Origin of the sequence: Blattabacterium cuenoti, assembly GCF_014251335.1 — a bacterium.
GTDB lineage: Bacteria > Bacteroidota > Bacteroidia > Flavobacteriales > Blattabacteriaceae > Blattabacterium > Blattabacterium cuenoti_G.
Genome location: NZ_CP059186.1, coordinates 60,984 through 87,391, shown reverse-complemented (window position 1 = coordinate 87,391; position 26,408 = coordinate 60,984). Strand labels below are relative to the sequence as shown.

23 protein-coding genes are annotated in these 26,408 nt (G+C 25.6%); 9 read left to right on the top strand and 14 right to left on the bottom strand.

Translation table 11 applies throughout. From position 1 onward, the window contains the following. Nucleotides 1-102: 102 nt before the first annotated feature. Entirely contained in the window at nucleotides 103-1,248 is a 1,146-nt protein-coding gene (locus H0H73_RS00355) for a trans-sulfuration enzyme family protein (protein ID WP_185852211.1), read from the top strand. Nucleotides 1,249-1,272: 24 nt separating this feature from the next. On the opposite strand, the gene cysS is transcribed toward H0H73_RS00355, so the two are convergent. The 3 genes from cysS to nadE all read right to left on the bottom strand — a co-directional run bounded on the left by cysS (nucleotide 1,273) and on the right by nadE (nucleotide 4,345). Next, a complete protein-coding gene (cysS, locus tag H0H73_RS00350; RefSeq protein WP_185852210.1) occupies nucleotides 1,273-2,751 on the bottom strand; it encodes a cysteine--tRNA ligase in 1,479 nt (492 codons plus the stop codon). A gap of 9 nt (nucleotides 2,752-2,760) precedes the next feature. Further along, entirely contained in the window at nucleotides 2,761-3,462 is a 702-nt protein-coding gene (folE, locus tag H0H73_RS00345) for a GTP cyclohydrolase I FolE (protein ID WP_185852209.1), read from the bottom strand. A gap of 103 nt (nucleotides 3,463-3,565) precedes the next feature. Then, nucleotides 3,566-4,345, bottom strand: coding sequence for an NAD(+) synthase (nadE, locus tag H0H73_RS00340; RefSeq protein WP_185852208.1), 780 nt, complete (start codon nucleotides 4,343-4,345; stop codon nucleotides 3,566-3,568). Nucleotides 4,346-4,392: 47 nt separating this feature from the next. Between nadE and tsaB the strand changes: the two genes are divergently transcribed. The 3 genes from tsaB (at nucleotide 4,393) to H0H73_RS00325 (ending at nucleotide 8,116) form a co-directional block, all read left to right on the top strand. After that, on the top strand, nucleotides 4,393-5,052 hold the full coding sequence (gene tsaB / locus H0H73_RS00335) for a tRNA (adenosine(37)-N6)-threonylcarbamoyltransferase complex dimerization subunit type 1 TsaB (protein ID WP_185852207.1): 660 nt from the start codon (nucleotides 4,393-4,395) through the stop codon (nucleotides 5,050-5,052). Between the two features lie 601 nt (nucleotides 5,053-5,653). After that, nucleotides 5,654-7,402: a TrkH family potassium uptake protein gene (locus H0H73_RS00330; protein WP_185852206.1), complete on the top strand. Its 1,749-nt coding sequence runs from the start codon at nucleotides 5,654-5,656 to the stop codon at nucleotides 7,400-7,402. A 24-nt stretch (nucleotides 7,403-7,426) separates the two neighbouring features. Further along, nucleotides 7,427-8,116: a potassium channel family protein gene (locus H0H73_RS00325; protein ID WP_185852205.1), complete on the top strand. Its 690-nt coding sequence runs from the start codon at nucleotides 7,427-7,429 to the stop codon at nucleotides 8,114-8,116. Nucleotides 8,117-8,181: 65 nt separating this feature from the next. Here H0H73_RS00325 and H0H73_RS00320 read toward each other — a convergent pair whose 3' ends face one another. The 6 genes from H0H73_RS00320 to H0H73_RS00295 are packed head-to-tail and all read right to left on the bottom strand — an operon-like array spanning nucleotide 8,182 to nucleotide 16,269. After that, nucleotides 8,182-9,378, bottom strand: a complete 1,197-nt coding sequence (locus tag H0H73_RS00320) for a hypothetical protein (RefSeq protein ID WP_185852204.1) — start codon at nucleotides 9,376-9,378, stop codon at nucleotides 8,182-8,184. Between the two features lie 7 nt (nucleotides 9,379-9,385). Beyond that, complete coding sequence (locus H0H73_RS00315; RefSeq protein ID WP_185852203.1) at nucleotides 9,386-10,000, bottom strand: c-type cytochrome; 615 nt, start codon at nucleotides 9,998-10,000, stop codon at nucleotides 9,386-9,388. Nucleotides 10,001-10,037: 37 nt separating this feature from the next. Continuing rightward, a complete protein-coding gene (locus tag H0H73_RS00310) occupies nucleotides 10,038-10,592 on the bottom strand; it encodes a DUF3341 domain-containing protein (protein ID WP_238784361.1) in 555 nt (184 codons plus the stop codon). Further along, nucleotides 10,579-11,955, bottom strand: a complete 1,377-nt coding sequence (gene nrfD, locus H0H73_RS00305; RefSeq protein ID WP_185852202.1) for an NrfD/PsrC family molybdoenzyme membrane anchor subunit — start codon at nucleotides 11,953-11,955, stop codon at nucleotides 10,579-10,581. The genes H0H73_RS00310 and nrfD overlap by 14 nt, the downstream gene beginning before the upstream one ends. Before the next feature lie 8 nt (nucleotides 11,956-11,963). Further along, nucleotides 11,964-14,927, bottom strand: coding sequence for a 4Fe-4S dicluster domain-containing protein (locus tag H0H73_RS00300; RefSeq protein WP_185852464.1), 2,964 nt, complete (start codon nucleotides 14,925-14,927; stop codon nucleotides 11,964-11,966). 31 nt (nucleotides 14,928-14,958) lie between these two features. Then, a complete protein-coding gene (locus tag H0H73_RS00295) occupies nucleotides 14,959-16,269 on the bottom strand; it encodes a c-type cytochrome (RefSeq protein WP_185852201.1) in 1,311 nt (436 codons plus the stop codon). Between the two features lie 164 nt (nucleotides 16,270-16,433). Between H0H73_RS00295 and H0H73_RS00290 the strand changes: the two genes are divergently transcribed. Genes H0H73_RS00290 through H0H73_RS00270 form a run of 5 tightly spaced genes read left to right on the top strand, consistent with a single transcriptional unit; the run spans nucleotide 16,434 to nucleotide 20,828 of the window. After that, entirely contained in the window at nucleotides 16,434-17,756 is a 1,323-nt protein-coding gene (locus H0H73_RS00290) for a M16 family metallopeptidase (RefSeq protein ID WP_238784360.1), read from the top strand. A gap of 52 nt (nucleotides 17,757-17,808) precedes the next feature. Beyond that, nucleotides 17,809-19,191: a M16 family metallopeptidase gene (locus H0H73_RS00285; protein WP_238784359.1), complete on the top strand. Its 1,383-nt coding sequence runs from the start codon at nucleotides 17,809-17,811 to the stop codon at nucleotides 19,189-19,191. After that, nucleotides 19,188-19,502 carry an iron-sulfur cluster assembly protein gene (locus tag H0H73_RS00280; RefSeq protein WP_185852198.1) on the top strand — a complete coding sequence of 105 codons (315 nt, stop codon included), beginning with the start codon at nucleotides 19,188-19,190 and terminating at the stop codon, nucleotides 19,500-19,502. Before H0H73_RS00285 ends, H0H73_RS00280 begins: the two co-directional genes overlap by 4 nt. A 12-nt stretch (nucleotides 19,503-19,514) precedes the next feature. Further along, entirely contained in the window at nucleotides 19,515-20,450 is a 936-nt protein-coding gene (locus H0H73_RS00275; RefSeq protein ID WP_185852197.1) for an SPFH domain-containing protein, read from the top strand. 12 nt (nucleotides 20,451-20,462) lie between these two features. Continuing rightward, nucleotides 20,463-20,828 carry a DUF3127 domain-containing protein gene (locus H0H73_RS00270; protein WP_185852196.1) on the top strand — a complete coding sequence of 122 codons (366 nt, stop codon included), beginning with the start codon at nucleotides 20,463-20,465 and terminating at the stop codon, nucleotides 20,826-20,828. A gap of 22 nt (nucleotides 20,829-20,850) precedes the next feature. Here the strand turns inward: H0H73_RS00270 and H0H73_RS00265 are convergent, their stop codons facing one another. The 5 genes from H0H73_RS00265 to sucC form a co-directional block, all read right to left on the bottom strand. Beyond that, nucleotides 20,851-21,477, bottom strand: coding sequence for an endonuclease III domain-containing protein (locus H0H73_RS00265; protein WP_185852195.1), 627 nt, complete (start codon nucleotides 21,475-21,477; stop codon nucleotides 20,851-20,853). Further along, the gene (locus tag H0H73_RS00260) at nucleotides 21,474-23,594 is read right to left on the bottom strand and encodes an ATP-dependent Clp protease ATP-binding subunit (RefSeq protein WP_185852194.1); all 2,121 of its coding nucleotides are present in this window, start codon (nucleotides 23,592-23,594) and stop codon (nucleotides 21,474-21,476) included. Before H0H73_RS00260 ends, H0H73_RS00265 begins: the two co-directional genes overlap by 4 nt. Before the next feature lie 95 nt (nucleotides 23,595-23,689). Next, nucleotides 23,690-23,974, bottom strand: coding sequence for a hypothetical protein (locus H0H73_RS03095; RefSeq protein ID WP_238784358.1), 285 nt, complete (start codon nucleotides 23,972-23,974; stop codon nucleotides 23,690-23,692). A 103-nt stretch (nucleotides 23,975-24,077) separates the two neighbouring features. Beyond that, a complete protein-coding gene (locus H0H73_RS00255) occupies nucleotides 24,078-25,181 on the bottom strand; it encodes an AAA family ATPase (protein WP_238784357.1) in 1,104 nt (367 codons plus the stop codon). 15 nt (nucleotides 25,182-25,196) lie between these two features. Further along, entirely contained in the window at nucleotides 25,197-26,405 is a 1,209-nt protein-coding gene (gene sucC / locus H0H73_RS00250) for an ADP-forming succinate--CoA ligase subunit beta (protein ID WP_185852193.1), read from the bottom strand. Nucleotides 26,406-26,408 lie beyond the last annotated feature (3 nt).

The following is a 26,408-nucleotide window of genomic DNA, read 5'->3' as shown; positions in this document are numbered from 1 at the left end:
TCCAAAAAAAAAGTTGTTTTTACAGAAAAAAATTTTTTCAAAAAATTGTATTTTCATTTTTAGTACATTTGCATACAATAATGAAATTTTATAATTAAAACGATGAAGGAAGAAACAAAGCTTATTCAAAACATTTTATCTGATCCTCTGACAGGAGCAATATCTACACCAATATACCAAACTTCAACTTACGTACAAGAAGCTCCTGGTGTTCATAAAGGATTTGATTATACTAGAACCAATAATCCTACGAGAAAAATACTAGAAAATTTAATAACTAATTTGGAATACGGCTATGCTAGTTTAGCATTTTCTTCTGGATTAGCATCTGTAGATGCTGTTTTAAAATTGCTAGAATATGAAGACGAAATAGTAGCAGTAGATGACATTTATGGAGGAACATTTCGTTTATTAAATTTGTATAAAAAATTAGGGATTAATACTAAATTTGTAGATACAACAGATGCGGAAAAAACTATTTCCGCTATTTCTGATCGTACAAAATTAGTTTGGCTGGAATCCCCTACCAATCCTACCTTAAAAATATCTGATATAGAATTTATTAGCAAACAATCTAAAAAAAAGAATCCAAATATTTTAGTTGTTGTAGATAATACTTTCGCTTCTCCCGCTATTCAAAATCCTTTGAAATTAGGATCAGATATAGTAGTTCATAGTGCTACTAAATATTTAGCAGGACATTCAGATGTGTTAGCTGGATTAATCACTGTAAGAAATACAGATTTATATGAAAAATTGAAATATATACAAAACGCAACTGGAGGAGTTCTATCTCCTATTGATTCTTGGTTAACTATAAGAGGAAGTCAAACATTATATTTACGTATCAAAAAACAATCTCAAAATGCATTTCAAATTGCTTCTTTTTTAAAAAATGAAAAAAATTATGAAATAGATAAAGTCTATTATCCTGGGTTATCTCATCATAAAAATCATTTTATTGCAGTAAAACAACAACGATATTTTGGAGGAATTGTATCTTTTAGTCTTAAAAAAAATACAATAGAATCAGCGAAAAAAGTAGTAACTTCCACGAAAGTATTTAAGTTAGCAGAAAGTTTGGGGGGGACAAAAAGTTTAATTTGTCATCCAGCAACTATGACTCATAAATCTACTCCTTTAGAAGTAAGAATTAATGCAGGAATAGAAGATTCTCTCATTCGTTTATCTCTTGGTATAGAAAATGTAGAAGATCTTATTGAGGACCTTGATCAAGCCTTAAAATAAAAAAAAATAAAAAAATAAGTGGAATTATAATGTTTTTTCATCATGTAATGAAATTCCTATGTGAGAAAGCTCTTGTCTTATTTTATCTGAAATGATCCAATTTTTTTCTTTTCTTACTTTTATACGAAATTTGATTAATCTCTCTACAAGTATTTTTAAAGTTTTAGAACTTTCTTCATCATGATTGATTTCTTGAATTCCTAAAATATCAAAAACAAAATAAATCATATATTTTTTTAATAGATTAATATGATATATATCATGAACAGAATTACTAATAATATATATAGAAGCTTGAAATAAGTAAGTAATTAATAAAGGAATATTAAAATCATCATTAATCGCTTGATAACAAATATTTATCCAATGATAAACATTAAAAATATTGTTATCTTTTAATGTTTTTTTGGATGTTTGAGTTTCCAAATTTCTTAATATATCTATTGCTTTCATTATTCGATGATATCCTTTTTCAGCATCCATAAGTCCTTTATTGGAAAAATTCATAACATTTCTATAATGAGATTGTAAAATGTAAAATCTAAAAATACTAGGAAGAAAAGATTTTCCACAAATTTTATCGAGAATAACATCTTTTAATTCCAAAAAATTTCCTGTAGATTTGCTCATTTTTTTTCCATTTAAAGTTAACATATTAGCATGCATCCAATAATGTGCAAAATTACTTTTATCATAAACCCCTATCGCTTGTGCTAATTCGCATTCATGATGAGGAAATTTTAGATCTATTCCTCCACCATGGATATCAAAAGTATCTCCTAAATATTTTGTACTCATAGTAGTACATTCTATATGCCACCCTGGAAAACCCTTTCCCCATGGAGAATTCCAATTCATAATATGACGATCATAAGCTCTTTTCCAAAGAGAAAAATCTTGATATCCACGTTTTTCATCCAAGAATTCTAATTTGTTATGAGAAAGTTTATCAATTTTATTTTTACTAATCACACCATAAGGATATAATTTTCTATATTCTTTTAAATCAAAATATACAGATCCATTTATTTCGTATGCTAATTTTTTTTTAATTAATTCTTGAATCATATCTATTTGTTCTATTATATGACCTGTTGCTGTAGGTTCGATGCTTGGAGGTAATACATTTAAAATCTTTAATAAATTGTGAAAGGAAAGAGTGTATTTTTGAACTATTTCCATAGGTTCAAGGCCTTCTATGCGAGATTTTTTATAAATTTTATCTTCTGCATCGTAATTTTCATTTTCTAAATGCCCAACATCAGTAATATTTCTCACATAACGAACTTTATATCCCAAATGTTTTAAATAACGAAAAACAATATCAAATGATATAAAAGTTCTACAATTCCCCAAATGTAAGTGGTTATAAACTGTGGGGCCACATACATAAATTCCTACGTATTCCTTATTAATAGGCTGAAAAAATTCTTTTTTTCCTGTTAATGAATTATATATTTTTAGATGATTTCGATTTTTATCTTGAAAATTTTTTTCCTTCATTTTTTTCATTTAAGAAATTCCAATATGATGTAAAAATTCTTTCCGAATCTCGGAATTATTTTTAAAGGATCCTATTAACTCAGTAGTAACAGTAGTACTGTCTATATCTCTAATTCCACGAGAATTTACGCACAAATGTTTTGCTTCTATAACACAAGCAACATCTTGTGTTTCTAGCATTTTTTGTAAAGATTTAACAATTTGCATAGTTAAACGTTCTTGAACTTGTGGTCTTTTTGCATAAAAATTTACAACTCTATTGATTTTCGAAAGCCCTACAACCTTCCCATTAGAAATATAACCTACATGAGCTTTTCCTACAATAGGAAGAAAATGATGTTCACAAGTGGAATAAACTGTTATATTTTTTTCTATTAACATTTGATTATATTTATATTTATTCTCGAAAATAGAAAAATTAGGAAAATTCTTTGGGTTAAGACCACTAAATATTTCTTGTATAAACATTTTTGCTACTCGTTTAGGTGTTTTTCGTAAACTATCATCATTCATATCTAAACCTAAAATTTTCATAATTTGAAAAAAATGTTTTTTTATTTTCTCAATTTTTTCTTCATCAGTCATAAATAAAACATTGTTCTGTAGAGTTTGGTCTGTATTATCTGTATTAATTGAATGATTAAAAATAGAATTATATTTTTGAGTCAATTTTTCTTCTTTTAAAATTTTTTTATATTTTTCTTCCATCATACATACATAGAATAAACTTAATCCATGAAAAACAAAATTACGAAAACGATTCTGTTATAATCTATTTTATTTTATATTGATTTATACAAATAAACAAAAATTTTCATTTTTTAATATCATCAGGAATTTTACATATAGGAATAGGAATCATCTTATGTCTATTTTTTTTATGCAAAATTTGATATTTTTTCAAAATTTTGTATTCTATTTCAGATAAAGTATCGTCTTTCATAATTTCCATTTTCATAGCCCATTCTAATTCATTATAAGTAGCTCCTAATTGATCTTCATCCGATCTTTGATCTTCCCAAAGTCCATCCGTTGGCTTTGCTTTTTGAATTTTTTCAAAAATATTTAATTTTTTAGCTAAAAAACGTACTTCACTCTTAGTCAAATCAGCTATAGGATGTAAATCTACCCCTCCATCTCCATATTTTGTAAAAAAACCTACCCCAAAATCTTCTACTTTATTTCCAGTTCCAACAACAAGATAGTCTTTAATATTAGCATAATAATATAAAGTTAACATACGAATACGAGATTTTACATTAGCTAACGCTAAAGAAAGTTTTGAATTTTCTGTCTCATTCGTTGTATTATAAAAGGCTGTAAATAAATTAGATAAATCTTTTTTTAAATAATGTACGTTTGAAAATTTTTTTGTCAAAAAATTCGCATGTTTTATACTCAATAAGTTTTTTCTTTTTTCCATAATAGGCATTTCCAATATGATAGTAGGAAACTTTGTCATAGACACTAAATAAGATGCTACTGAAGAATCTATTCCTCCAGATATCCCAATAATAAATCCATTAGATTTAGCCTTTTCAATATATTCTTTAAGCCATGAAACAATATATCTAATTACTTTTTTTTCTTTCATTATTTTATTTTATTTAAATACCATATATAAATAAATAATATGTAAATATGTCTTTAATACTAAATATAGAAACTTCTACTAAAAATTGTTCAGTCAGTATTGCTAATAATGGAATATGTTTAACTTATGTAGAAGAATGTTCGAAAAAATATTCTCATTCAGAAAAATTGCATACATTCATACAGTATGCTATAAACATTTCCGGAATTCATTTTCAAGATTTAAACTCTATTTGTGTAAGCAAAGGACCGGGATCTTATACTTCTTTGAGAATAGGTGCATCGGCTGCTAGAGGATTATGTTATGCATTAGATATTCCTTTGTTGTCTATAGATACATTGACAGTTATGAGTTATGAAATAAACATCAAAAAAGGATTTTTGATTCCCATGATACATGTTAAATCTAATCTTTTTTATACTTCATTATTTAATGAATCAAAAGAAAGACTGAGTCCTATTAGGATAAAAAAATTGGATGATGACTTTTTCAAATCTTTTCCAATAGATGAAAAAATCTATTTTATTATTATAGGAGATATTCCTATCATAGATAATAAATTTTTTTTTTCTATTCTAAGTAAAATAAGTAAAAATAGATGTTTATACAAAACCCCATCTGCTATGAACATGGCCCTCATTTCTTACAAAGAATTTTGTAAAAAAAAATTCTATGATATAGAAAAATTTATTCCTTTTTATTTATAATAAATAACATAATTTTTTGAAAAAATTATTAAAATTGAGATAATAAATAGTTTCCCAACTATTTTTTTAGTGTTACATTTTGTAATGATGATCAATCAATCAAGTTTTTATTATTTACTAGATAGTAAGTTTTTATACAACAAAAAGGATCAAATCATTTTTCTAAGTTTTTTAGAAAAATTGTTATCCTAATTTTTTCGTAGGTTAATTTTTAATATAAAATATCAAATACTAATACTAAATTGAAAAACTATGTTTATACTAAAAAAGTTATTTTTCTAGATTAGAATATTTAGATTTAGGATTGTTAAATAAAATAATTTAAAATATAAAATTTATATTGAATGGTTTATGACCTATTGCAGTGAATTATTGTTGTTTATAGTCTATAAAAATATTATAATTCAAAATATAGATGATTCATAAACTAAATTGAAAATATGAAACGTAAATTTTTTAAAGAGAGTGTAATTGGGATGAAAAATGTATAAAAATTGGAACTAATTATGAATCTACAATTAGATTTCAATGTGCTGCAAAAATTTTTTAAAAAAAAGTAATAAACATATTAAAAGAAATAAAAAGTATTTCATAGAAAATCATGATCCAAATTAGATTACGAAATTTTTTGGATATGTTTACTCCAATTATATTTATTTATATAATTCTATCTTTAGGATGGAAACCCTTTCGATTTTTTAATGTAGAAATCCTTTTAGGAATTGTATTCATAATAAGTATTTTACACTTATTTATCCTTTTTGATAAAAATATCGAAAAAGGTTATAGATCTATGATTTTTTTATCCTTTTTTATATTGATTCTTTCTATTGTTTTTACTTTTGTAAAAATTTCATTTTTTTATAATGAAAGGACCACTCAAGATATAAAAATATATACGCTTATTAGTTTAATTTTATATGTACTAATTCGTGTTACTTATTTTATGCGAATAGTATACGTTAAAATTCATAATCCTGTTTTTATATTCATTATAAGTTTTCTATTTTTATCTTTTTTAGGATCTATTTTATTAATGCTTCCTGCATCTACAGTAAAAAAAATATCATTTATAGATGCTTTGTTTACTTCTACTAGTGCTGTATGTGTGACAGGATTAGTAGTATTGGATACAGCTAAAGATTTTACATATTTAGGAAAAATATTCATACTTATATTAATAGAATTGGGAGGATTAGGTATTTTAACTATAACTTCTTTTTTTAGTTACTTTTTTAGAGATGGATTTTCTTTTAAGGAAGCTATTTTTGTTAGTAATTTTTTAAATACAAAAACAACAAGTAACGTTCTTAGTTTAGCTGTTAAAGTAGTTATGTTTACTTTAACAGTAGAATTTATAGGCACTTTATTAATTTATTTTTCTATTAAAGATAAAAATACAATAGAATCTGATAGTATCTTATTTTTTTCTGTTTTTCATTCTATATCTGCTTTTTGTAATAGTGGATTTTCTACCTTGAGTCAAGGATTATATTCACAATCTGTGAGATTTAATTATTTATTTCAATTAATTATTGCTTTTTTATTAATATTGGGGGGAATAGGTTTTAACATTTTATTTAATTTTTTTACATATATATGGTTGACTATAAAAAAATATTTTTTAAAAATTTTTAAAGATGAAGATTTTAGACAGCCTGCACATGTAGTTACTTTAAATACACAAGTTGTAATCTTAACAACTTTTTTTTTGCTTTTTTTTGGAACAATTTTTTATTATATCAGTGAATATCATTGTTCTCTTTCCGAACATTATTCTTTTCATGGAAAATGGATTGCTTCATTTTTTTCTTCAGCTACATCTAGAACAGCAGGATTTCATGTGTTAAATATGAGTCTTTTAACACCAGTTACTATTTTTTTTACTATGTTATTGATGTGGATAGGGGCTTCTCCAGCTTCTACTGGTGGGGGAATAAAAACAAGCACTTTTGCATTAGCATTAATGAATATTATTTCTTTATCTAGAGGAAAAAATAGATTAGAAATACAAAGGAAAGAAATATCTCCAGAATCTATTAGATTATCTTTTTCAATTATTATGTTATCTATAATAGTTATATACATGAGTATTTTACTCATAATTTTTATGGATCCAAAAGAAGATATTCTATCTATTTCTTTTGAAGTATTTTCTGCTTTTTCTACAGCAGGATTATCTTTAGGTATTACTTCTAGTTTATCAAACGGAAGCAAATTGGTTTTAATACTTTTAATGTTATTAGGAAGAATAGGAGTTTTTAATGTTATGATTGGTTTATTAAGAAAAAATAAAATTGGTTCTCATCATTATTACAGATACCCTAAAGGTAATATTCTTATCAATTAGTTAGTTAAGAAGTAAATATAAAATATGAAAATCATAATTATTGGATTAGGAAATTTTGGAAGATCTTTAGCTCTTAATTTAACAGATAATGGACATGAAGTATTTGGTATAGATCATAAAATGGAAAAAGTGGATTTATTGAAAGATCATATAGCAAATGTAGTATGTATGGACGCTAATAATGAAGCCGCTTACAATGTCTTGCCTATTCAACAAGCAGATTTAGGAATTGTAGCTATTGGAGAAAACGAAGGATCTTCAATAGTAACTACAGCTATACTAAAAAAATATAAGAATTTGAGAATCGTGAGTAGATCTTTATCCAAAATTCATGATACAATATTAGAAGCTATGGGTATTAATGACGTGATTCATCCAGAACAAGATGCAGCGTTTCGATTAACTAAACAAATCTCATTTAATTATGCTTTAGATTATTTTAGAGTAGATAATAAGCATTCTATAGCAGAAGTTTTTTCTCCATATTCTTTTAATGGAAAATCTGTTAAAAGTTTAAAATTAACACAAAAATATTCTGTTTCTTTAGTTACCGTTATCCGAGATATTAATAATCCAACATCTTCTAAAGGGACTCCTACAAGAAAAGTCATAGGATTAGTCACAGGAGATACTGTTTTACAAAAGGGGGATATATTAACTCTTTTTGGATCTAATAAATCTATCATGAATTTTGTTAAAGATAAAAAACAATAATTATGATTCAATTTTTTTGAATTGTATCAATTTTTTTTCAAAAAAACACAATATAATTTCCTTTTTTACATATAAGGATACTTATAATTTTTACTTTCTTGAAAAAAAGGATTCCCTGCAGAAATAGAAGAATGAAATTTTCTTTTATTAAAATTTAATAATAAAATATAAATAAAAAATCCCCCTATTATTAATAAAGAACCTATTATTTCGAATATACAAAATTTAATCCCATTATTAATATCTGGAGCTATTAAATTATATATATCTATGTAATGACCGATAAGTAATATTAAAGATACTAAAAATACTATTTTGTAATTTGATTTGTTTTTACTACTAATTAATACAAAAAAAGGAATTAAAAAGTTAGGAATTAACATCCAAAAATGAATGGAATTATAAATTTCTTCTCTTTTTATAAAATATGTAATTTCTTCTGGAATATTTCCATACCAATAAAGTAAAAATTGTGAAAACCAAAGATAAGTCCATAATAAGCTCCCAGAAAATAAGTATTTGCTTAGATCATGTAAATGATTTTTATTAAAGAAAGGAAAGTCTCCTCTTTTCTTAAGATAAATAGCTATTATTGTGATAGTGCTTATCCCTGTTATAATGAAACTACTCAAAACATACCAACTAAATAAAGTACTGAACCAATGTGGATTTAAAGACATAATCCAATCCCATATCATAAATATGGAAATGATAGAGAAAAATATAACAAAAATAACAGATCTATTATATAATTTATTATAATTTTTTAAAGAATATGACATATATAATCTATATGATATTTTTTTAATATTTAAATAAAAAAAACTACATCCTAATACATAAATCACAGCTCTAACCAAAAAAAATGTAACATTAAAAAATAGTTTTTTATTTGCAATAATTTTATCATATTTCAAAGAAATAGGATTATATAAATCGGAATTCATCCAATGAAAGATACGTACAATATCCATTGTATTTAATAACAAAAAGATAAGAATCATAAAACCACCATATGGTATAAAAGAAGAAATTTCCTCCATAATAGGATGAATAATTACGGACCAACCTGATTTTGAAATATTTTGTATCCCCAAAAAAAACAATGTTCCTAGAGATATAGAAGTGAAATAAAAAATGGAAATATATAATAGCGTCCAAGGTTTATGATCCTGAAAGATTTTATCTAAAAAAATAAAAATAAAACCTATAATTATTATAATAATAATAATATTCTTATTTTTTTTAGAAAACTGATACATGTTAATTTTATTTATTTTTATTTTTTAGAAACATAACATATTCTGAAACTCTCCATCTATCTATTTCATTTAATTGTGAAGCATAAGAATTCATATTATTTTTTCCATATGTAACAACATAATAAATACTACCAATAGTAAGATCTCTATCTTTATAATTAGGAATTCCAAAAATCTTTTCATTTTTCACCAATTCTCCTTCTCCATCTCCATTTTTACCGTGACATATAGAACAATTGATTTGATATAATTTTTTTCCTTTTTTTATTGTAATTTCTTTTTCTTCATGGTTATATAGTGGATTTTTAACTATATTTTTTGAATTGTTCAATTCTTTATTTTTTTCAATATCTATTAAATCATAAAATAAGTCATTTCTAGAAATAGTCCCTTTTACTGATAAGAGAGAAGAAGTTTTATTTTTTAAAAAAAAAGGAATTTTAATTTTTTTAGTTTCTTTATAATTAGGATAAGGATCTGAATAAGGTTCATATGCTTCAGAATAATACATATCCGGCATATATACTATATTAGGTTTGGTTTTATCAAACCAACAAGATTCTAGAAATATTAATAAAACCATATTTAAAATAATAATAATTTCGTCAAAATATTTATTCATAATACTACACTTAACTTATAATATTTTTAATTTTAGTTTAATATTTTTTTATCAGAACCTCTATTGCTCCATTTTCTTTTAATAGATCTGCTAATTTTTCGGTATTTTTTTCAGTATGAATTTCTAATAAGAACATGTTATCAGTTGTTCTTGGATCCGGATTTTTTGGCACACGTCCTGGAAATAATCTACATTGAATAAGATAAGTGATACACATAAAATGTGCAGAAAAAAAAATTGTTAACTCAAATATAACAGGAACAAAAGAAGGAATATTTCTAATCCAAGAAAAAGAGGGTTTTCCTCCAATATTTTGAGGCCAATCCCAAATCATAGTATACCAAGTTAATATACAAGCTATGCAAAAGCCCAATAATCCATATATAAAAGACAAAAAAGATAAATTTGTTTTTTTTAGTTTTAACACATTGTTTAAATTATGAATAGGAAAAGGAGAATATACATCATGGATGTTATAATTATGATCCTGTATAATTTTAATGCTATTTATCAACGTATTATCATTATTATATAATGCATGTACATATGAATATGCATTTACATTCATTTTCATTTCATTATTTTTTATCATGATCATGATCTGGGTTCAATATTGTTTTTAATTCTGATTGTGAAATAACAGGAAAAACACGTATGTATAATAAATAAAGTATGAAAAATAGACCAATGGTTCCTATAAAAATTCCAACATCTACAAATGAAGGAATAAACCCTGTCCAAGAAGAAGGAAGATAATCACGGCTTAAATTTAAAACAATAATGTCAAATCTTTCAAACCACATTCCAATATTTATGATGATAGCTATAACATAAGACCAGAAAAAACTTCTTCGTACAGATTTTATCCATAAAAATTGAGGGATAATGATATTACAAATGATCAGAGCCCAAAAAGCCCACCAAAATGGTCCTTTAGATGCTTCTACAGAAAAATAAATGAATTTTTCAAAAGGACTTCCTGAATACCAAGCAAGAATAAATTCTGAAATATAAGCTAATAAAACAATTCCTCCTGTTAGTAAAATAATCATGTTCATATATTCAACATGATTTTTGGTAATATAATCTTCTAAAGAAAGGACTTTTCTTGCTACCCCTAATAAAGTTTGAACCATAGCAAAACCAGAAAATATAGCTCCTGCTACAAAATATGGAGGAAAGATTGTACTGTGCCAACCTTTAATTACAGAAGTAGAAAAATCAAAAGAAACAATAGTGTGTACAGAGAATACTAATGGGGTGCATAAACCAGCTAAAATTAAGGAGACTTCTTCAAACCTTTGCCAATCTTTTGATGTTCCTCCCCATCCAAAACTAAGAATACTATATATTTTTTTTTGAAAAGGATCTGAAATCCGATCTCGGATCATCGCAAAATCTGGAATTAATCCCATGAACCAAAAAACTGTAGAAACAGAAAAATAAGTACTAATAGCAAATACATCCCATAATAAAGGAGAATTAAAATTCGGCCATAAAGTCCCAAATTGATTAGGGATAGGTAATACCCAATGAGCATTCCATGGTCTTCCCATATGAATAATAGGAAATAATCCCGCTTGGATTACTGCAAAAATTGTCATTGCTTCTGCTGAACGATTAATAGATAAACGCCATTTTTGACGAAATAATAACAAAACAGCTGAAATTAAAGTACCAGCATGACCAATTCCAACCCACCAAACAAAATTGGTAATATCCCAAGCCCAGTTAATAGTTCTATTTAATCCCCATACACCAATACCTGTTCCAATTGTATAAAAAATGCATCCTAGTCCCCATAAAAAAGCTAAAAAAGAAATAAGTAAAGATATCCACCACATATTTCCGGCTTTACTTTTAATAGGATTTAATATATCATCGGTAATTTTTTTTAATGTTTTTTTTCCTAAAATTAGGGGTTTCCTTATAGAAGATTCATAATGATTTAACATAATTTTCTCTATTTCATTTTCTCTATTTCATTTTTCTTTTTATTTCTAATTTTCAATTGATAAGATACATTAGGTCTTACCCCTATAAAATCTAATAGTTTATAAGATCTAGAATTTTTTATTTTTTTAGAAATAAGACTAGTCGTATCATTAATATCTCCAAAAGTAATAGCTTTGGTAGGACAAGAAATACTGCAAGCTGTTTCAAATTCTTTATCTTTAACTTTTCTATTTTCTTTTTTTGCAATTCCTATAACATGCTGTGTTCTTTGTATGCATAAAGAACATTTTTCCATGACTCCTCTGCTTCTAACAACAACATCTGGATTTAGAACCATTTTTCCCAAAGTATTATTCATGTTAAAATCAAATTTTTGATTATTAGCATAATTAAACCAATTAAATCGTCTGACTTTATAAGGACAATTATTTGCACAATAACGAGTTCCTACACAACGGTTATATATCATCATATTTTGACCTTGTGTTCCATGAGAAGTCGCTCCAACAGGACATACTGTTTCACAAGGAGCATGATCACAATGTTGACACATGATCGGTTGAAATGTTATTTTTGGACTTTTATAAATATCTTTTTCGTTATTTTCTTCTTGTGAAAAGTAATACCTATCTATACGTAACCAATGCATATCTCTAGATTTCTCTATTTCCTTTTTTCCAACAACAGGTACATTATTTTCAGAATGACATGCGATGATGCAAGCGCCACATCCAATACAAGCATTTAAATCTATAGATAAATTAAAATGATGTCCATTCTTATTTTCATGATTTTGATCCCAAATCGAAATTTTTTCTTGAGAAAGCATTCCTTTATGAGTTAAAACTTTTTCTTCTTCATTCCAAATTTCTTTAGGATTATTTAAGAATATATCTAAATCTGTTTCTTTCACTAAACTTCTTCCTACCGTTGTGTGGTGCAACTGTACACAAGCAAATTTATGTATTTCATCTACTTTTTTTATTTGTATATTATTTTGTACTATAAAAAAATTTTCATAACCTCTGTAAGCGTTTTTTCCATTAACTAGCTTAGATAACTTTCCTTGATTCTGACCATAACCAAAAGCTAAACCTATAGATCCTACGGCTTGTCCAGGTTGAATAAAAACAGGAATATTTTGAATTATCGTTTTATTATTTTTAATTAAATCTACACAGTTTCCATTTATAGATCCATCTCCAGAATTCCAATTTTTCAATCCCATTTTATTCGCATCAAAATATGATATAGTTAAATAATTATCCCATGTAGTGCGCGTAATGGGATCCGGAAGTTCTTGTAACCAAGGATTATTATATTGATGTCCATCTCCCATACTAATTTTTGTGTAGAATCTAAGTTCAAAGTTTTTTTCTACTTTTTTATCAACTATCTTTTTTCCATATTTTTTGATTTTTTTGTTACTTATTGAAAAATTCAAATTACCTGAAACAGGTTTATGGTTTGTTATTTTCACTACTCCATGAAATAAAGCTTCATTAAAAGAGGAAACATTAGATTTAGGAACGATATCTTTTTCCCAAGTTTTTTTCAAATATTCGTAATAATTTTTTTCTTTAATTTCGCTCCAAATTATTAAAGAATCTTGAAATTGCCTTGTACTAAAAATCGGTTGAATCGTGGGTTGTATTAATGTATGAACATTAGTAACTGGATAAGTGTCTCCCCAACTTTCTAACCAATGAGGAATAGGTGCTAATACATCCATCATTTCATTGGTTTCATCTTTTTTCATAGAAAAAGAAACTGTTAAAGGTATTTTTTTTATAAATTTTTTTACTTTTTCAGAAATAGATAATGGAAGACTGTAAATAGGATTTACATTGTGAATAAATAAACCTCCAATATTTTCTTTTTCTAAATTTTTCAAAAAATTTATGAATTCATTATCATTACTTTCTTTTGAAAAAAAGAATTTATTCCTTTGTAACGCATGACTATTAATTTTTTTATTAATCAAAAAAGATAATTCATAAGATTCTTCATCTCCATCTGCAAGAATAACGCTTTTAGATCCCATTTTATTTATTAATAAAGCTATTTTCTCTGCATTTTCATCTTTAGGTTTTTTTCCTAAAAAAATTTTTTGAAAAATTTCAAGCAACATTTTTTTTATATCAGAAGGTTTCTTAGATAAACGAATATCTGCATTGGCTCCAGTTATTGTCATATTACTTTCTATTTGAATATGCTGCATCATATTTTTATTAGGTCTTCTATTAAGAACATAAGATTTTGCCATATTTTCTGGACTCCAATCTCCCAAAAAATCAGCATCAAATGAAACTATTAATTCTGATTTTTCTAAATCAAATACAGGGAATCCACGAACTCCAAACGTTTCTTCTGAAGCATCCAAAGCTTTGGAATATGAAATAGGATCATAAGTAATCCATTTAGTATAAGAATATTTTTTTTTGAAATCTTGAATTAATTTTTTTGTTGAAAAACTTGGAAAAGAATAAGAAAGGAAAATTATATATTTTTTCGTTTTAGATAAATATTTCAAATGTTGAATCACATAATTATCTATTTCTTTCCAAGAACTTTGTTTTCCTTTTAAAAAAGGATTTCGTAATCTTTCTTCGTCATAAAGAGATAACAAAGAAGATTGTATTCTTGCAGAAGTTGTATTAAAGTATTCAGAAGATGAATTAGGTTCTATTTTTATAGGCCGGCCTTCTCTTGTTTTCACCAAAACACTTCCTATATCAAAAGAATCAATCATAGTTGATGCATAATAATTAGGAATCCCTGGTGTTATATTATCTGGTTTGACTACATAAGGTATAGATTTTATTACTGGCCCTTTGCAAGCGGCTAAAGTTACTGAAGCCGTACCAAACCCTAACCACTTAAGAAAATCACGTCTAGATGTTTCTCCTTTAAAGAGATCTTTGATCGGATTATAATTATCAAATATTTTTTCCTTTTTATTTAATTTCATAATAATTTTATTAATCGCTTTCATTTTTTTTTCAGTAATGACATTTAGCGCATTCTGTTCCTCCAATCATATCAACAGTTATTTTATTTTTTTTATTCGGAAAATATTCTTTATAATATCGATTTTGAATATCTATTTCTACAGTTTTATGACAAGAAATACACCATTCCATAGTAAAATCATTAGACATTTCTACTGTATCCATTTTCTGAACTTCTCCATGACAGGCATTACAAACTAAATTTACTTTTTTTAATTTTTTAATTGTTTTTTCTCCTGTTAGGATATGTTGAGAATGATCAAAGTATACAAAATCTGGCATATTGTGAATACGTATCCATTGAATAGGATGAGTTTTTTTAGAATATTTTCTTGTTTCAGGATCCCACCCTACAACATGATATATTTTTTGTATTTCCTTATTATATTCATCTCTACTTTTTCCTTTTTCTAAATAATCTCCATTATATTCATGAATAGTAATATGACAATTCATACAAACATTAACTGAAGGAATACCAGATACCTTTCCATACTTTGCAGAAGAATGACAATATTGACAATCAATTTTGTTAATTTCAGAGTGAATTTTGTGAGAAAAATAAATAGGCTGTTCAGGTTTATACCCCTTATTTACATCTATTTTCATTAAAAAACTCCAACTTTCATATATTCCTGCTAACAAAAAAAAACCTGTAAAACAAGAAAATAAATACCATTTTTTTTTGTCATTTCCCAATATTTTTTTATATAAAATATTTATTATAAAATTTTTTTTTCTAAAAATAGAAACCTCTGTTTCTCCTTGATTTATTAATCTGATTAGAATTTGTATTCTATATAAAATCCAAATCAGAATTAAAGATAAAATACCAAAACAGAAAATAATTAATTTCACTAAAAATTCTTTTTCTTTTTTTTCATGAGTTTCATTATTATTAACATGATTTTCTGTCTCTTTTTTTGAATCTGGACTTTTTATTATAAAAGATAATATATCATCTATCTGTTTTTCTGATAATTGAGAAAATGAATTCATTTCTATATTTCCATATTCCTTATAAATTGCTATGGCATCTTTATCTCCGCTTTTTCTTAAGGATTTATTATCCTTAATCCACTCGTGTAACCATTTACGACTTCTTTTTTCAGTCACTCCATATAAAGCAGGTCCTATCATTTTTTTTTCTAACTCTATGGAATGGCATGCTGTACAATTTTTTTTAAAAAGTTTAGTTCCATTTTCTACGTCTCCTTTTATACTATCAGCTTTTAGTTTATTTCCTCCTATTATTATTAAAAAAATAGAAAAAATGAAAATAAAAAATAAAATTCTTCTCATACTATAAATTATAATGAATTCATAATTTTATATTATAAACAAAATAAAATAAAAAAATCTCATTTTTTGGAAAAAAAAATTCGTAAATTTCTTTATATGAATCTATGAATCTTTAACTTTGTTTCATGAATAGGATTTATTTTTTTTTATTAATGTTAATAACTATGGGATATAATAACCTGATTTCCAAAGAGTTTAATTCTTATAAAAAGTCGTATAAAATTAAATTTTTCGAAGAAAAACTATCAAATGGGTTGCATGTTATTTTACACCAAGATCAAACAAACCCTTTAGTTTCTATTTCCGTTTTGTATCATGTAGGAAGTAAAAATGAAATACCTGGTAGATCAGGTTTTGCTCATTTTTTCGAACATCTTATGTTTGAAGGATCCAAAAATATTAAAAAAGGAGAATATTTTAAATATATAGCCTCTAATGGAGGAAAAAATAATGCTTATACAAATTATGATGAAACTTGTTATTATGAAATCTTGCCATCTGATCGTCTTCCATTAGCTTTATGGTTAGAATCGGAAAGAATGCTTCATGCAAAAGTTGATGAAGAAAGTATTAACATACAAAGGGAAGTGGTAAAAGAAGAAAAAAAAATGCGAGTAGAAAATCAACCATATATGAAAGCGATTTCGGAAATTATTCCTTCATTATTATTCAAAAAACATCCATATAAATATCCAATTATTGGATTAGACCAAGATTTGGATGCGGCTACAGAAGCGGATTATAAAGAATTTTATAACACTTACTATGTTCCAAATAATGCTGTTTTAGTTGTGTCCGGTGATTTTAATATGAATGAAGCTAAAATATTAATTAAAAAATATTTCGCATCTATTCCTAAAGGAAAGATGAATTTTAGAATGAAAAAAATAGAAGAAGAACCGATGAAAAAAGAAATATTTTCCACTTACGTGGATAAAAATACTAAGGTTCCTGGAGTATTTTTATCCTATAGAGTGCCTAAACTAACAAATAAAGATTCTTATGTATTAAAAATTATTGATCACGTATTATCTTCTGGAGAAAGTTCTCGTATAATAAAAAGTATTGTAAACAAAAAACAAACAGCTTCTTATGCCGGTTCTTTTTTAGATACAATGGAAGATTATGGTATTTTTGTAATATATGGATTAATAAATCCTGGAATAACATTAAATCAATTAACAAAAATAATAGATGAAGAAATCGATCTTTTAAAGGAACAAGGAATCACACAATATGAATTGGATAAACAAAAAAACTATTTTGAAAAAAAATTTATTTCCGATAATTATTCTATGAGTGGAATTACTGCAAATTTATCTCACTATTATTTATATTATCGTAATGCTGACTTAATCAATACTGATATAGAAAAATATCGAGAAATAACTATAGAAGATATAAAAATAGTTGCTAATAAATATTTAAATAAAAATAATAGAGTTCGTTTATATAATGTTCCCGATAACAATAACACAGATAAATAAATTTTTTATAAAAATTGTCATTGCCGTAATAATTTTTTTTCATACAATAATTATGTTTGCTCATAGATTTAATCGGAATATACCACCTCAATCTCTCAAAAGAAAGACTACTATAAATATTGAGAAACCTAAATTTTTTCAAATGAAAAATGGGTTAAAAGTTCTAATCGTAGAAAATCATAAACTTCCTTTAGTTAGAATTGGATTAGAATTGGATTGTAAACCTTTCTTAGAAAAAGATAAGGCGGGAATAAAAAAAATTTTTGGTCAAATGCTTCGTTCTGGAACAAGGAATTCCACCAAAGAAGAACTAGATGAGATAATTGATTATATGGGGTGTAGTTTATACACTTCTTTTTCTGAAATATCTGTTTTCACTATGAAAAAATATTTGGATAAATCTGTCTATGTCATGAGCGATATTTTAATGAATAGCATATTTGATAATTCCAAAGAATTAGATAAAATAATCAAACAAAGAATTATAGATATTAGCCTTTCAGAAAAGGATCCAAATTCTATCTTACAAAGAGTAAGAAACATTTTATATTTTGGGAAAAACCATCCTTATGGAGAATACGAAACTCATGATACTATTAAAAATATTACTCTTCATGACTTGAAAAAACTGTACGAAAAATATTATATCCCAAATATATCCTATCTTTCTTTTGTCGGAGATGTATCTAAAAAAGAAGTAGAAAAATTGTGTGCTCTTTATTTTTCTAAATGGAAGAAAAAATCATATATAGAAGACCCTGTTATAGAAGAGTACGTGGTCCCATCTAAAATAGAAATAGATGTAGTGGATATTCCTTCTTTGACTCAATCTACTATTTGTTTTGGTGGACCGGTTTGCTTAAGAAAAAATGATCCTGAATACTTTTCTTCTATACTGGCAAATGGAATTTTGGGAGGCGGGCCTCAAAGTCGTTTATTCTTAAATCTTAGAGAAAAAAAGGCTTATACATATGGAGCTTATTCTATTTTAAAATCTGACAGAAATATTGGTTATTTTTCAGTTTATACTCAAGTTAGAAATGAAGTAACAGAAAAGGTTATAGAGGATCTTATAAAAGAAATTGTGGAAATAACGAAAAATAAAGTTTCTTTGGAAGAATTAAATATTAAGAAAAAAGAAGTGAATGGTCAATTTATTCTTGATTTTGAAGATCCTAATAGAATTAGTGACCTTTTTATATGTGAATTAAAAAATAATCTTCCAAGTGGGTTTTACAAAAATTATTTAAATCAAATCGAATCAGTTACGATAGATAATATATATCAATCATGCAAAAAATTTTTTTTCACAAAAAATGGTAGAATTATAATTGTTGGAAAAGTTAATGATATATTACCTAATCTTAGAAAGTTAGGTTATCCTATTCGTTATTTTGATCAATTTGGATCTTTAATAAAAAAAGAAGAAAAATGAATCAAGATTTTTCGTTAGAAGAACGTATTATTTCTGTATTAAAAAGTATATCTGATCCAGAAATTTCTGTAGATATTTATGAATTAGGTCTCATTTACGATGTTCAAGTTGTTGGAAAAGATAAAGTAAAAATAGTAATGACTTTAACTACACCTAATTGTCCAGTAGCAGAAAGTTTACCTTTGGAAGTAAAAGAGAAAGTTAAATCTATACAAGGAATAAAAAAAGTGGATGTTGTTTTAACATTTGATCCGCCTTGGAGTCGGGAATTTATGAGCGAAGAAGCACGTTTAGAACTAGGATTGTTATAAATTTTTTTGAATATGAGTATTTTCAGTTTATTATTTTATGGAATATTGGTTCTTTTAATTTTATCTTTTTTTTCTAGTTTTATTTTTATAGTGAACCAAGAAACAGCAGCTATTCTTGAAAGAATGGGAAAATTTCATAATATTTGTTACGCTGGATTAAATTTTAAGGTTCCTGTTATGGATAATATAGTAGGAAAATTAACATTAAAAATTCAACAATTAGATGTATTGGTAGATACAAAAACAAAAGATAATGTTTTTGTTAAAGTAAAAGTGTCGGTTCAGTTCAAAGTCATAAAAGAGAAAGTATATGAAGCTTTTTATAAATTGGATAATTCTCATGCTCAGATTACTTCTTATATATTTGATGTTGTTAGAGCGGAAGTTCCAAAAATGCGTTTAGATGATGTTTTTGAACGAAAAGATCATATCGCTCTTGCAGTTAAAGGAGAATTGGAAGGATCTATGTTAGATTATGGTTATTCTATAATTAAAGCATTAGTTACAGATCTTGATCCCGACGAACAAGTCAAACAAGCCATGAATCGAATTAATACAGCGGAAAGAGAAAAAGTAGCAGCTGAATATAAAGCAGAAGCTGAGAGAATTAAAATTGTAGCTAAAGCAAAAGCAGAAGCTGAAAGTAAAAAATTACAAGGAAAAGGAACAGCAGATCAACGTAGAGAAATAGCTAGAGGAATTTTAGAATCAGTAGAAGTCTTAAACAATGTAGGAATTAATTCACAAGAAGCTTCTGCTTTGATTGTTGTAACACAACACTATGATACTCTTCAATCTATGGGAGAAAGTGGAAATACTAATTTAATTTTGTTACCTAATTCACCAGGATCAGCGAGTGAAATGTTAAACAATATGATCACTTCATTTAATATTTCTAACCAAATTGGAGAAACTCTTAAAAAAAAGAATAATAGTAAAAAAAAATAAATTTTAAGTTTCATGGAAATCATAGGAATAGTCAAAAAACTATTTGATATTCAAAAATTTAATAGCGGATTTCAAAAAAGAGAAATAGTTATTACCACTGAAGAGGCATATCCTCAAAATATATTAGTTGAATTTATTCAAGAAAAAGTGGATTTGTTAGAAAATGTAAAACTAAAAGATAAAATAAAAATTTTCATAAACATTAGAGGAAGAGAATGGACAAATCCTGAAGGAATTATTAAATATTTTAATTCTATTCAAGGGTGGAAAATAGAAAATCATTCTAATTATACAGGAACTTCAAATAAAACTTCTACCACATCCACCTCTTCATCTTCTTCTTTATCCTCTGATGATTTTGATGATTTACCTTTTTAAAGGAAAGGTAAATTTAATTAGTTTACAGTAAATTATTACTTAATAATTCTTGGTATATAATATCTTTTTTATAATCCCATTTTTGGGATGGAGAATATTCTTTAGCATAAAAAATAATTTGAAAATGTAATTTTTTCCAATTTTCTTTTTTGAAAATACGTTTTGCATCTTTTTCTGTTTGTTTCACATTTTTTCCATTACTTAATTTCCAACGAAACATCATTCTATGAATATGAGTATCCACAGGAAATACAGATTCATTAGATACATGAGATAAAAAAACAGACGCTGTTTTATGTCCTACTCCTGGTAAAGATTTTAATTTTGAAATATCCTTAGGAATAATTCCATTATATTCTTTTATTAATATGACGGATAAATCATAAATATTTTTAGATTTTATATTATAAAGACCTATATTTTTTATATAATTTTTTATTTTTTCAATAGAAATTATATCCATGGGTGTATTTATTTCTTTAAATAGATATTTTGTGATTTCATTGACTTTTTTTTCTTTAGTTCTAGCTGTTAATATTATGGCAATCAATAAAGTGAATTCGTTAATATAATACAGAGTACTAGTTGGATTAGGATATAAAAAATCTAATATTCTTTCAATAACATTTTTTTTTATAAAAATATTCATTTTTTTTGACTAATTAATACTTTTACATTGTCATGAGTTACATTCATTTTTAGTGAAATTTTATCTCCTTTTTTTAATTTTTCACTAATTATATATTCAGATATAGGGTTTTTTATAAATTTTTCTATTACTCTTTTTAAAGGACGTGCTCCATATTCTTGATCAAATCCTCTTTTTTTAATAAAATCTATTACTTCAGGAAATAGAATCAATTCATAACCCAAATTGGAGACATGAAGAATTATTTTTTTTAATTCTATACAAGTTATTTTCGATATATCTTCTTTTGTTAGAGAATTAAAAATAATAATATCATCTATTCTATTTAAAAATTCAGGAGAAAAAGTTCGTTTTAAAGCTTGTTCTAATACATTTTTAATATAATTATTTAATTTTCTTGCTTGAGTATGAAACCCGATTCCCTGTCCAAACTCTTTTAATTGTTGTGTTCCCGTATTTGAAGTAAAAATAATTACGGTATTTTTAAAATTTATTTTTCTTCCAATACTATCTGTTACACATCCATAGTCTAACATTTGTAATAAAACATTAAATACTTCATGATGTGCTTTTTCTATCTCATCCAATAATATTACAGAATAAGGTCTACGACGTATGATCTCTGTTAATTGTCCTCCTTCTTCATAACCTACATAACCTGGAGGGGCTCCTATTAATCTAGATACAGAAAATTTTTCCATATATTCACTCATATCTATTCTAATTAATGATTCTTCAGAATCAAATAATTCTTTAGCAAAAATTTTTGCCAAATAAGTTTTTCCTACTCCTGTTTGTCCTAAAAAAATAAAAGAACCTATAGGGGAATTGGGATCTTTCAATCCAGTTCTATTTCTTTGAACTGCTCTGACTATTTTTTCTACAGCTTCATTTTGTCCCACTATTTTTTCTTTTAATATATCTATCATTTTGCTCAATTTTTTCATTTCAGCTTGAGCTATTTTATTTACTGGAACTCCACTCATCATAGAGACCACTTCTTCAACATTTTCTTCGGATACAATTTCTTTATTTTTTTTAGAAGATTCTTCCCACTCTTTTTGAGCTTTTATTAATTGTTTTTCTATTCGTTTTTCTGTATCACGTAATCGTGCCGCTTCTTCGTATTTTTGACTTTTAACTACTTTAGATTTCTCTTTTCGAATGCTTTCTAATTCTTTTTCCAAAAGAACTATTTCCTGTGGAACTTTTATGTTCTTAATGTGAACACGGGATCCAGCTTCATCTAAAGCATCAATCGCTTTATCTGGTAAAAAACGATCTACAATATATCGCACAGTAAGATTAACACAAGCTTTTATAGCTTCTTCTGTATAAATCACATTATGATGACTTTCATATTTTCCTTTTATCTTTTTTAAGATTTCTATGGTTTCTTTATCAGAAGAAGGTTGCACAATGATTTTTTGAAATCTTCTTTCTAATGCTCCATCTTTTTCTATATACTGTCTATATTCATTTAGTGTAGTAGCTCCTATACATTGAATATATCCTCTTGCTAAAGCAGGTTTAAATATGTTAGAAGCATCTAATGAACCTGTAGTTCCTCCTGCTCCAATCATAGTATGAATTTCATCTATAAAAAGAATTAATCCTGTATTTTTTTCTGATTCATTTATAATAGCTTTCATTCTTTCTTCAAATTGACCTCTATATTTAGTTCCAGCAACTAAACTTGCTAAATCTAATACAACCACTCTCTTATTATACAATACTCTAGAAACTTTTTTCTGCACAATACGTAATGCTAATCCTTCAGCAATAGCAGATTTTCCGACTCCAGGTTCTCCGATGAGAAGAGGATTATTTTTCTTTCTCCTACTCAATATTTGAGATACACGTTCAACTTCTTGATCTCTACCTACCACTGGATCTAATTTTCCTTCCATAGCTATGGAATTTAAATCTCTTCCAAAATTATCTAAAACAGGAGTTTTACTTTTTATTGAAGATCCTCCTCCATAGTAACCAGAACCTGTCCCACTTCCTCCAGATCCATAAGAAGAGGCGGTGCTATCATTTTCAATATCTTCATCGGAATAAGCAGAAGAGAAAAAAATTTTTTTTCTACTGTTTGACGAATAATGATGAATCATAAATTAAAATCATTAAAATATTTTATAAATAAATAACTAAAAAAGATAAAATATCTCTTTTATTTCTAATTTGTAGAAATAAAAAGAATCGTTTATCAAAATTTTTTCTTTTTTTGTATTTCAGAAGAAGAAATTTTTAAATTCAATCGTTCTATTAATGTTTCTATCAACTTATTTTTCTGATATAAAAGATTATATTGTTTTATTATCTCTGAATTTTTTTTCACTATTTCAAATTCTAAATGTGGATTATTGAACTTTTCTTTAAAATATTTTAAAAAATGTATTTGAATTAACAAAAAACTATGGTCTCCTAATTTAGATGGGATTACAAAAAATATTTTATTTTTTTCTATTTGGAATTGTATTTCTTTTTTCAAAAAATATAAATAAATAGGATTTATTTTACCGGAAAATTTTTGTACGAATTCTGTCCAATTTTTTTGTAAAAATTGAATAATCTCATAATCTTTATAAAATTTTTCATTTTTTTTTTTCTTCTTCTATTAAGGAAGAATTTTTATTTTTTTGATTATCAAATAAATAAGCCAACTGTATTAGATAAATTTCTATTGTTAATCTATAATTTTGATTTAATCTTTCATATTCTCTTTTCAATCGAATACAAATATTCAAAGCATTCACTAAAAAAAAATAAGATATTTTTTTTGATTGTGCAATGTAAGAGAATATTATTTCTTTTTTAAATTTCAAAATAGAAATTGTTTCATCATTTTTAGATAAAAATAAATTTCTGAAATGTTTGGTTAATCCTATAATTAAATAATCATAAGAACCAATTTTTTCTTGTAAAATTTGATCTAATAAAATGAATACTTTATGTATTTTTTTGTCTAAAATATAATCTACTATTTTAAAATAATACTTTATATCAATAATTCCTAATTTTTTGATTATAAACTCTTTAGATATTTTTTTTTCACTATATAAAATTAATTTATCAAATAAATAAAAAGCTTTACTAATAGATCCTTTTACATGTTTTGATAAAATCAATAACGCCTCACTTTCCACTTTTATATTTTCTTTTTCAGCGATCATTTTGAAATGTAAAAAAATTTCTTTTGTAGAAACACTTTTGAATTCATAAACTTGACAACGTGATAGAATCAATTTAGGAATTTTTTTTTCTTCTGTCCCACAAAAAATGAATAATACATGTGTATGTTTTTCTTCTATAAATCTTATAAAAAAATTAAAAAAACATTGAGAAAACATATGTATATTATTAATTATAAATACATTATATTTTCCTATTTTAGGAAAAAAACGAGATTTACTGATGATTTTATCAAAATATTCTAATGAATCATTAAAAAGTCCATTAATTTCAAATACATTCAAAGAAAAATTTTCTAATTCTGAAAAAGAATTTAATTCATTTGATAAAATACGTGCACATGTATTTTTTCCTACCCCTTCTGGACCAAAAAAAAATAAAATTTTAGATAAACAATTTTCTTGTATTGCTTTTTTTAAAATAAAAATTATGTCTTTTTGCCCTATGACTTCATTCCATTTTAAGGGTTTATATTTTTCAGATAATACAGAAAAATTTTTTTTCATAAAAAATGAATCTTATCAGCTGCTTCTTTTATATAAAATTTCTTGAATCTTATCGGCCGCTTCTTTTAAAGTATCAGTAAAATAAATAGGTAACAAACTTTTTTTTATCAATTTTTTTGCTATTTTTTCATTTGTTCCTTGTAAACGAACAACTACAGGTATTTCAATATCATGATTAATTTTAGAATAAGAATTGACAATTCCTTCTGCAACTGTATCACAACGTACAATCCCTCCAAATATGTTGATTAATATTGTTTTTACAGATTTATCCTTCAATATCAAATAAAAAGCTTTTTCTACACGTTCTCGATCAGCAGATCCTCCTATATCTAAAAAATTAGCAGGAATACCTCCACAAGACTTAATCATATCCATAGTAGCCATAGCTAATCCAGCTCCATTCACCATACATCCTACATTTCCTTCCAATTTTAAAAAATTTAATTTAGCTTCAACCGCTTCTCTTTCTATTGCATTAAGATCATCTCTTTCATGTATCAAATCGTATTTTTTATGACGAAACAAAGCGTTATCATCCAAAATAATTTTTACATCAACGGGAATAAATTTTTGGTTAAATGTTTTTATCAAAGGATTGATCTCTAATAATAAAGCATCGGAAGTAATGTAAGCTTTATAAAGTGAAAATAGAAAAATACTAAAATTTTTTAAAGACTCATTATTATGAATTCCTAAATTCAAACCAATTTTTCTTGTTTGAAATAATTGAAGTCCCAATATCGGATCTATTACTTCTGTATATATTTTATTTCCATTTTTGGTTGAAATATTTTCTACGTTTACTCCTCCTTCTTGAGAATATAGGATTATATTTTTTTCTATATCACGATTTAATAATATGGATAAATAATATTCTGTTGGAGGATTTAATTCAGAAAAATAAACATCTTCAGATAACAAAATCTTCCGAACCAATTTTCCTTTTTTGGAAGTTTGGGAAGTAATCAAAAATTTTCCTAAAATTTTTTGCGATTTTTCGTAAACTTCATCCAAATTTTTTGCGATTTGAATACCACCTGCTTTTCCTCGTCCTCCAGCATGTATTTGAGCTTTAATCACTAAAGAATTTTTTTTAGTTTTTTTAAAAATAATTTTAGCTACTTTTACCGCTTCTTCAGGTGAAAAAGCCAGCCTGCCATCAGGCACTTGAATTGAAAAAGAATTCAATATTTCTCTACCTTGGTATTCATGTAAATTCATTGA

Bases quoted from the DNA above. Each gene is read 5' to 3' on its own strand.
- H0H73_RS00355 (WP_185852211.1), top strand. From the start codon at position 103: ATGAAGGAAGAAACAAAGCTTATTCAAAACATTTTATCTGATCCTCTG.
- cysS (WP_185852210.1), bottom strand. From the start codon at position 2,751: ATGAAGGAAAAAAATTTTCAAGATAAAAATCGAAATCATCTAAAAATA.
- folE (WP_185852209.1), bottom strand. From the start codon at position 3,462: ATGATGGAAGAAAAATATAAAAAAATTTTAAAAGAAGAAAAATTGACT.
- nadE (WP_185852208.1), bottom strand. From the start codon at position 4,345: ATGAAAGAAAAAAAAGTAATTAGATATATTGTTTCATGGCTTAAAGAA.
- tsaB (WP_185852207.1), top strand. From the start codon at position 4,393: ATGTCTTTAATACTAAATATAGAAACTTCTACTAAAAATTGTTCAGTC.
- H0H73_RS00330 (WP_185852206.1), top strand. From the start codon at position 5,654: ATGATCCAAATTAGATTACGAAATTTTTTGGATATGTTTACTCCAATT.
- H0H73_RS00325 (WP_185852205.1), top strand. From the start codon at position 7,427: ATGAAAATCATAATTATTGGATTAGGAAATTTTGGAAGATCTTTAGCT.
- H0H73_RS00320 (WP_185852204.1), bottom strand. From the start codon at position 9,378: ATGTATCAGTTTTCTAAAAAAAATAAGAATATTATTATTATTATAATA.
- H0H73_RS00315 (WP_185852203.1), bottom strand. From the start codon at position 10,000: ATGAATAAATATTTTGACGAAATTATTATTATTTTAAATATGGTTTTA.
- H0H73_RS00310 (WP_238784361.1), bottom strand. From the start codon at position 10,592: ATGATAAAAAATAATGAAATGAAAATGAATGTAAATGCATATTCATAT.
- nrfD (WP_185852202.1), bottom strand. From the start codon at position 11,955: ATGTTAAATCATTATGAATCTTCTATAAGGAAACCCCTAATTTTAGGA.
- H0H73_RS00300 (WP_185852464.1), bottom strand. From the start codon at position 14,927: ATGAAATTAAATAAAAAGGAAAAAATATTTGATAATTATAATCCGATC.
- H0H73_RS00295 (WP_185852201.1), bottom strand. From the start codon at position 16,269: ATGAGAAGAATTTTATTTTTTATTTTCATTTTTTCTATTTTTTTAATA.
- H0H73_RS00290 (WP_238784360.1), top strand. From the start codon at position 16,434: ATGGGATATAATAACCTGATTTCCAAAGAGTTTAATTCTTATAAAAAG.
- H0H73_RS00285 (WP_238784359.1), top strand. From the start codon at position 17,809: ATGTTTGCTCATAGATTTAATCGGAATATACCACCTCAATCTCTCAAA.
- H0H73_RS00280 (WP_185852198.1), top strand. From the start codon at position 19,188: ATGAATCAAGATTTTTCGTTAGAAGAACGTATTATTTCTGTATTAAAA.
- H0H73_RS00275 (WP_185852197.1), top strand. From the start codon at position 19,515: ATGAGTATTTTCAGTTTATTATTTTATGGAATATTGGTTCTTTTAATT.
- H0H73_RS00270 (WP_185852196.1), top strand. From the start codon at position 20,463: ATGGAAATCATAGGAATAGTCAAAAAACTATTTGATATTCAAAAATTT.
- H0H73_RS00265 (WP_185852195.1), bottom strand. From the start codon at position 21,477: ATGAATATTTTTATAAAAAAAAATGTTATTGAAAGAATATTAGATTTT.
- H0H73_RS00260 (WP_185852194.1), bottom strand. From the start codon at position 23,594: ATGATTCATCATTATTCGTCAAACAGTAGAAAAAAAATTTTTTTCTCT.
- H0H73_RS00255 (WP_238784357.1), bottom strand. From the start codon at position 25,181: ATGAAAAAAAATTTTTCTGTATTATCTGAAAAATATAAACCCTTAAAA.
- sucC (WP_185852193.1), bottom strand. From the start codon at position 26,405: ATGAATTTACATGAATACCAAGGTAGAGAAATATTGAATTCTTTTTCA.